At 29.5% G+C, this 6,565-nt stretch carries 8 protein-coding genes; 4 read left to right on the forward strand and 4 right to left on the reverse strand.

All coding sequences use genetic code 11. The annotated features are described in order from the left end of the window. Positions 1–30 precede the first annotated feature (30 nt). Together dnaN and BLV71_RS11685 are read right to left on the reverse strand one after the other, a co-directional pair. Positions 31–1,149 (reverse strand): DNA polymerase III subunit beta, encoded by a 1,119-nt coding sequence (gene dnaN / locus BLV71_RS11680; RefSeq protein WP_093870723.1) that lies wholly within the window; start codon positions 1,147–1,149, stop codon positions 31–33. Between the two features lie 71 nt (positions 1,150–1,220). Beyond that, entirely contained in the window at positions 1,221–2,171 is a 951-nt protein-coding gene (locus tag BLV71_RS11685) for a lipid A deacylase LpxR family protein (protein ID WP_093872017.1), read from the reverse strand. Between the two features lie 69 nt (positions 2,172–2,240). On the opposite strand from BLV71_RS11685, the gene ppk2 (BLV71_RS11690) reads away from it, so the two are divergent. Both ppk2 (BLV71_RS11690) and ppk2 (BLV71_RS11695) read left to right on the forward strand, forming a co-directional pair. After that, positions 2,241–3,098, forward strand: coding sequence for a polyphosphate kinase 2 (ppk2, locus tag BLV71_RS11690; protein ID WP_093870724.1), 858 nt, complete (start codon positions 2,241–2,243; stop codon positions 3,096–3,098). A 4-nt stretch (positions 3,099–3,102) separates the two neighbouring features. After that, positions 3,103–3,885 carry a polyphosphate kinase 2 gene (gene ppk2, locus BLV71_RS11695; RefSeq protein WP_093870725.1) on the forward strand — a complete coding sequence of 261 codons (783 nt, stop codon included), beginning with the start codon at positions 3,103–3,105 and terminating at the stop codon, positions 3,883–3,885. A 25-nt stretch (positions 3,886–3,910) separates the two neighbouring features. Here ppk2 (BLV71_RS11695) and BLV71_RS11700 read toward each other — a convergent pair whose 3' ends face one another. Continuing rightward, complete coding sequence (locus BLV71_RS11700) at positions 3,911–4,366, reverse strand: low molecular weight phosphatase family protein (protein WP_255405180.1); 456 nt, start codon at positions 4,364–4,366, stop codon at positions 3,911–3,913. Beyond that, a complete protein-coding gene (locus tag BLV71_RS18875) occupies positions 4,335–4,550 on the reverse strand; it encodes a hypothetical protein (protein ID WP_255405181.1) in 216 nt (71 codons plus the stop codon). Before BLV71_RS18875 ends, BLV71_RS11700 begins: the two co-directional genes overlap by 32 nt. A gap of 81 nt (positions 4,551–4,631) precedes the next feature. Between BLV71_RS18875 and BLV71_RS11705 the strand changes: the two genes are divergently transcribed. Both BLV71_RS11705 and BLV71_RS11710 read left to right on the forward strand, forming a co-directional pair. Continuing rightward, entirely contained in the window at positions 4,632–5,177 is a 546-nt protein-coding gene (locus BLV71_RS11705) for a Smr/MutS family protein (RefSeq protein WP_093870726.1), read from the forward strand. 15 nt (positions 5,178–5,192) lie between these two features. After that, positions 5,193–6,329: a cysteine desulfurase family protein gene (locus tag BLV71_RS11710; RefSeq protein ID WP_093870727.1), complete on the forward strand. Its 1,137-nt coding sequence runs from the start codon at positions 5,193–5,195 to the stop codon at positions 6,327–6,329. Positions 6,330–6,565: the final 236 nt, after the last annotated feature.

Genomic DNA, 6,565 nt, shown 5'->3' on the forward strand with positions numbered 1-6,565 from the left:
CGGTCTTTCTTATTTATATTTTTAGAAAGTTTAGCTGTTTAACATAACAGGCATTACTAACATAGTAACTTGCTCTCCTTCTTCTGTACCATCAATAGGTGTTAAAATCCCAGCTCTATTAGGTAAACTCATTTCAATTAATACATCATTTGAGTTTAAATTGTTTAACATTTCACTTAAAAAACGAGAGTTAAATCCAATTTGCATGTCGTCTCCTTGATAATCACAAAGTAAACGTTCATCAGCTTTATTAGAATAGTCTAAATCTTCAGCAGAAATATTTAACTCAGTACCTGCCATTTTTAAGCGGATTTGATGAGTTGTTTTACTAGAAAATATTGAAACACGACGTACAGAGTTTAAAAATGAAGCTCTGTCAACAGTCAATTTATTTGGGTTTTCTTTAGGTATTACAGCCTCGTAATTTGGGTATTTTCCATCAATTAAACGACAAATTAATAATACATTATCAAATGTAAATTTAGCATTAGTGTCATTATACTCTATGGTTACATTTTCTTCTGAGCCACCTAGTATACCTTTTAATAAGTTTAAAGGCTTTTTTGGCATTATAAACTCAGCAGATTTATCTGCAGTAACATCTTTACGAGTGTATTTTACAAGCTTGTGAGCATCTGTAGCAACAAAAGTTAATTCTTTTGAGTTGAATTGAAAAAATACACCACTCATTACTGGTCTTAAATCATCATTCCCAGCAGCAAATATAGTTTTAGTGATTGCTGTAGCTAAAATATGTGATGGTATTTCAGTGCTACTTGGAGATGGTAATTCAACAGCTTTAGGAAATTCTTCTCCGTTAAAATAAGCCATGTCATACTTTCCTTGCTCAGAAATAATTTCAATAGTGCTATCACCTTCAGTTTTAAATGTAAGGGGTTGATCAGGAAAAGTTTTTAAAGTATCCAATAATAAACGAGCATTAATTGCAATAGCTCCAGCATCGGTACTTTCAACTTCTACAACGGCACTCATTGTAGTTTCTAAATCTGATGATGATATTTTTAATTGATTTTCAGATAATTCAAATAGGAAATTATCTAAAATTGGTAGCGTATTATTGCTGTTTATAACTCCTCCTAAAACTTGTAACTGTTTTAATAATTGAGAGCTAGATACGATAAATTTCATTGATTAAGTTTCTAATGATTAGAACTACAAATATATCTTAATTTGACGATTTTAAAAATTTATTTTACAAACTAATTAAATTGATAGTTTATTTGGATGCTTCCGTAAAAGTTTCCTGATGGTACTTGAATGCTTTTTAGTTTTTTTGTGTGGTAATGTATGGTGTATCCTAAATTAAAACGATTTGCTGTAAAACGAATACCAATTTCGGTTGAAAACATAAAAGGCATAACTGAATATGTTATTGGACTAACAGTATTTAAGAAACTACCTTGAATTGTAGCGTCATAAAGAATGTAACTAACCATTGGTTTTATATAGATAAAAGATTCTATTTCATTATTGAATTTAGAGTTTTTATCGTTAAGGTTACTGTTGAAAGCTATTGAATTAACAAGTTTTTGTAAAGGTTTTAAGCCAATTCTACCATAAAAACCAGAAGACATGTTAGTAAAAACTGTACCTATAGATGCATTATTCGTCCAGTTTATATCGTAGTAGTTTGATTTGTCTTTAAATAAAGGTGTGGTAAAACTTGTATTAAAATTTAAAGCAAAGGCATTTTTTATTTGATATTTCCATCCAATAGCTTTTCTGAAACCATAAATATCATGTATGAAGTCTTGTAGTTCTTGTCCTAATGAAGCTGGTCCCACAACACCAATTTCTAATGAGGTTTTTAAGATGTTGTTATTTTTAAGAAAATAATTAATCCCAAAATTACCATATAAATATGAAGCAAAAGGTCTGTCATGCTCTCCGTATGTTTGCACTGTTGCTTTGAAAGGAGTATACATTTTATGGCCTAATTGTAGTTCATATATTTTTTTTTCTACTTTTTTATTAGTCTTTTTACTTAGGTATCGGTATGTGAAAAACATTCCATTGGTATAATACCTATCTTGACTTAAAGATATATAAAGGTCATTATCGTTAGAAAAACTAAACTCTTTTTTATACTTACGTTGTGAAAATGAGGTAAGAGAAGATAAGATCAATAAAAAAGCAATAATTTTTTTCATAAAAGTAAATATCATCTTATTTTAGCAATACTACAATTTAACTGCAAATATTATATTTTTTTATTATATATGGAAGAAAAACCAAAATTGACTATAACAGATTTTCAAAGTGTTTCTACGAATGATGAATTAAGGGAGTTGATTAAAGAAAAAGGAGTTTCTATTGAGAAGGTTGATGTTAAAATAAATTATGAGAATGAGCTTAAAAAACTTCAAATAGAACTGGTTAAGTTACAGCAATGGGTTGCTAAAAATAATAAAAGAGTAGCTGTAATTTTTGAAGGTAGAGATGCTGCTGGTAAAGGAGGAAGTATTCGTCGATTTATGGAGCACTTAAATCCTAGATCTATGCGTTTAGTAGCATTAAACAAACCTACAGAAGTAGAAAAGGGACAGTGGTATTTTCAGAGGTATATTAAAGAACTACCCAATCCTGGTGAAATAGTTTTTTTTGATAGAAGTTGGTATAATAGAGCAGTAGTAGAGCCAGTTATGGGGTTTTGTAGTGAAAATCAATATAAAAAATTCTTGGTACAGGTTCCTGAATTTGAGCATATGTTATATGAAGATGGAGTTACTATTATTAAATTTTGGTTATCTATATCTAAAGAAGAACAGTTAAGGCGTTTTGATTCTCGAAATAAAAATCCACTAAAGAGGTGGAAATTTAGTCCTGTAGATAAAAAAGGACAAGAATTGTGGGATAAGTATACGTTTTATAAAGATCAGATGTTTAGCAAAACACATACAACATATAGTCCATGGATTGTTGTGAAAACGAATGATAAGAAAAAAGCAAGAGTAGAATGTATGCGTCATGTATTGTCTCAATTTAATTATGAAGGAAAAGAAGATGCTAATACAATATTAAATCCTGATCCTAATGTGGTAATGCGTTATTACCGTTCAGTAAATCATTTAGATTAATTATATGGAAAACTTAACACAGAAAGACGTTAATAAACTTAATTCTAATAGAGGGTTAAAAGCTATTTTATCAAAAGAACCTTATAATATAGAGCGAGCAATTCGTTATGTGGATTATGAGCGTAAGTTAAAAAAGCTACAGTTAGAATTGATTAAGTTACAAACTTGGGCAATAGAGAAAGATGAACGTATTATAGTTATTTTTGAAGGTAGAGATGCTGCAGGAAAAGGTGGTGCTATTAGAAGGATTACTGAACGAATCAATCCTAGGCATATGCGAATAGTTGCATTACCCAAACCAAATGAAGATGAAAGAACCCAATGGTATTTTCAGCGTTATGTAGAGCGATTTCCTAAGGCGGGCGAAATGGTGTTTTTTGATAGAAGTTGGTATAACAGAGCGGTGGTTGAGCCAGTAAATGGTTTTTGTACAGAGAAAGAGTACGAGGTATTTATGAATCAAGTGAATGATTTTGAACGAATGATTTTAGAGTCAGGTATTCGTTTAGTTAAAATTTACATGTCAATAAATAAAAGAGAACAAGCAAAAAGATTTAATGATATTAAAAATGATCCATTGAAGCAATGGAAAATGACACCAGTAGATGAAAAAGCACAAGAGCTTTGGGATGATTATACAGAGTATAAAAGAACAATGTTCTCTAAAACTAATACGGTGGTTTCTCCTTGGAAGGTAATTAGAGCTAATAGAAAAACCATAGCAAGAGTAAATGTGATAAATCACATTTTAAAAAGTATTCCTTATGATAAAAATATTAAGGTATAAATTATTAATTTATACCTTAATATTTTTAGGTTGTTATGTTTTTCTTTACTTCTTCAAAAATGAAAAATATTTCTCCAGCTATTTGTTTGCTAGATGCTAAATAGGTTTCTTTAGTATCTTCTCTTTCGTCAGATATTTTTGGATCTGTAAAGGGTAAATGAAATCGTTCAATTGCATCAGGAATAAAAGGGCAATTTTCATCAGCACTGTCACAAGTAGTTATGGCAATATATGGATAGTCATTGTGTGAATTGTCAAAAATCTTTGAAAAAGCCATTAAAGGTGTTTTGCATCCATGAAAAGAAATTAAATATTTAGGGTTTTGATGTGAGAAATTATCAACATTAAATTCAAAACCATTTTTCTGTAAAGCTCTTACTGTATTTCTATGAAAAGCAGTAGTTTCTGTTCCACCAGAGAAAGAGAAAATATTTTCAATTGAAAAATAATTAATAGCAAAAAAAACTCCATACTTGAGCAAATTGACTTCTTCTAGAGTTGTGAGTGCAAATAAAATTTAGATTCAGTTTATCGCGTTCAAAATACTCGTCAATAATAGTGTCGGCAATTTTTAACAATAGCTCTTTACGTTCGTCACTTAAAACCAAATTTCTTTTTGCTTCTTCAAAGAAAATTTTTGTGTCTATGTTTTTAGTGTTAATCATTTATTTAATGTTCTTTTGCAAATTAAAATATCGCCAAAAATAAGAGTTAAAGCGTTAAGGTAAATTAAATAATAGTTAATTATGTGTTTTGAAATTGGAAACAAAGTAGTTGTTATAGATGATGTTATACGAGGAGAAGTTTTTGGTTTTCTGGATGAATTAGTTTTGGTGAAAGATGAGGAAGGTATGGAGTATCGGTTTTTAAAAACTGAGTTAGTAAAAATTGAAGTAGAGCAAAAAGAGTTAAGTAAATATCTTAATATAAATAATACTATTTTAAAAGAAAAGATAAGTAAAGAGCAACCAAAAAAAAATAACTTTATTAAATCTAAAAATGAAGTTGTGATGGAGGTTGATTTGCATGCTGAAAAAATATTAAAATCTACAAAAGGTATGGATAATTATGATATACTTTCATTTCAGATAGAAAAGGCTAGGCAGAAAATAGAGTATTGTTTATCTAAGAAAATATCTAAAATTGTATTTATTCATGGTGTTGGTGAAGGAGTTTTAAAAACTGAATTGAATTATTTATTAAATAGGTATCCAGTCAAGTATTATGAAGCTTCTTATCAAAAATATGGAATGGGAGCAACTGAAGTTTATGTGTATCAAAACCCTAATTAGTATTACTTTTGTAGAATGAAAAGAATTTATTTAGATAATGCAGCAACTACACCTATGTTGCCAGAGGTGATAGAGTTAATGTCTGATTCAATGCGTGTTAATTTTGGTAACCCATCATCAACACACCAGTTTGGAAGAACAGCAAAAGTTTCTGTTGAAACAGCAAGAAAGAATATAGCGAAACACTTTAATGTGTCTGCAAGGGAAATTATTTTTACCTCTGGAGGTACGGAAGCTGATAATTTAATTTTGCAAAATGCAGTTGCTAATTTAGGAGTAGAAACTATTGTTACAACTAGAATAGAACATCATGCTGTTTTACATACTATTGAATTTTTGGAAAGTAAGTATGGGGTAGATGTAGTGTGTCTAAAAGTGAATGATGATGGTGGAATTGATTTAGATGAGTTAGCGAGTGTTTTAGAGAGTGTAGATACAAAAGCATTAGTTAGTTTAATGTGGGTGAATAATGAGATTGGTAATTTGTTGCCAATTAAAGAGGTTGCTAAGTTGTGTGAAATTAATGGAGTATTGTTTCATTCTGATACTGTTCAGGGGATAGGGCATTATGAATTGGATTTAAAAGAAGTGCCTATAGATTTTATTACGGCAAGCGCTCATAAATTTCATGGACCTAAAGGAGTTGGTTTTGCTTATGTGAAGAAAAATATTGGTGTTTTTCCTATGTTCCATGGAGGTGATCAAGAGAGAGGGAGTCGCTCAAGTACAGAAAATGTACATTCAATTCTTGGAATGGAAAAGGGATTAGATATAGCGATGAGAAGAATTGAAAAAGATACTATATATATTAAAGGAATTAAAAAACAATTGATTGATGGCTTGATTAAAATATTTCCTGAAATTCATTTTAATGGATTATCTAGTAATATGGATAAGAGTACGTATACTGTTTTAAATGTAAGGTTTCCGTTTACAGATAAGTTGTTACTTTTTAATTTAGATTTGTTTGGGATTTCTGTCTCTGGAGGAAGTGCTTGTCAAAGTGGAAGTGATAAAGGATCTCATGTTTTGGATGATTTTTTGAATAAGTATGAGGCTGAAAAAACTTCAGTGCGTTTTTCTTTTAGTAGATTCACTAAAAAGGAAGATATAGTTTCGGTTTTAAGTTTTTTTGAAGCTTTAAAAAAATAAAACACGATTAGGGTGTGTTTAAGGTGTTTTTTTTAAGTGAATGGTACTGCTTATTGGTTTTTTCATAATAAGGTCTTAAGGTTAATTTATAGAGTTTGTTTAAATAGTTTTTAAATATATAAAACTTCACTATTATAGTTTTTTGTTATTATTGTGGTGTGACTTTTTTTTATAAAAAGTTTCTAAATAAATGTAGAATGTAAATAAAAGTTAATTATATTTGCATCGTTTATTAG

It is taken from the genome of Tenacibaculum sp. MAR_2010_89, from assembly GCF_900105985.1.
GTDB classification, from domain to species: Bacteria; Bacteroidota; Bacteroidia; order Flavobacteriales; family Flavobacteriaceae; genus Polaribacter; species Polaribacter halocynthiae.

Bases quoted from the DNA above. Each gene is read 5' to 3' on its own strand.
- dnaN (WP_093870723.1), bottom strand. From the start codon at position 1,149: ATGAAATTTATCGTATCTAGCTCTCAATTATTAAAACAGTTACAAGTT.
- BLV71_RS11710 (WP_093870727.1), top strand. From the start codon at position 5,193: ATGAAAAGAATTTATTTAGATAATGCAGCAACTACACCTATGTTGCCA.
- ppk2 (WP_093870725.1), top strand. From the start codon at position 3,103: ATGGAAAACTTAACACAGAAAGACGTTAATAAACTTAATTCTAATAGA.
- BLV71_RS11685 (WP_093872017.1), bottom strand. From the start codon at position 2,171: ATGAAAAAAATTATTGCTTTTTTATTGATCTTATCTTCTCTTACCTCA.
- BLV71_RS18875 (WP_255405181.1), bottom strand. From the start codon at position 4,550: ATGATTAACACTAAAAACATAGACACAAAAATTTTCTTTGAAGAAGCA.
- ppk2 (WP_093870724.1), top strand. From the start codon at position 2,241: ATGGAAGAAAAACCAAAATTGACTATAACAGATTTTCAAAGTGTTTCT.
- BLV71_RS11705 (WP_093870726.1), top strand. From the start codon at position 4,632: ATGTGTTTTGAAATTGGAAACAAAGTAGTTGTTATAGATGATGTTATA.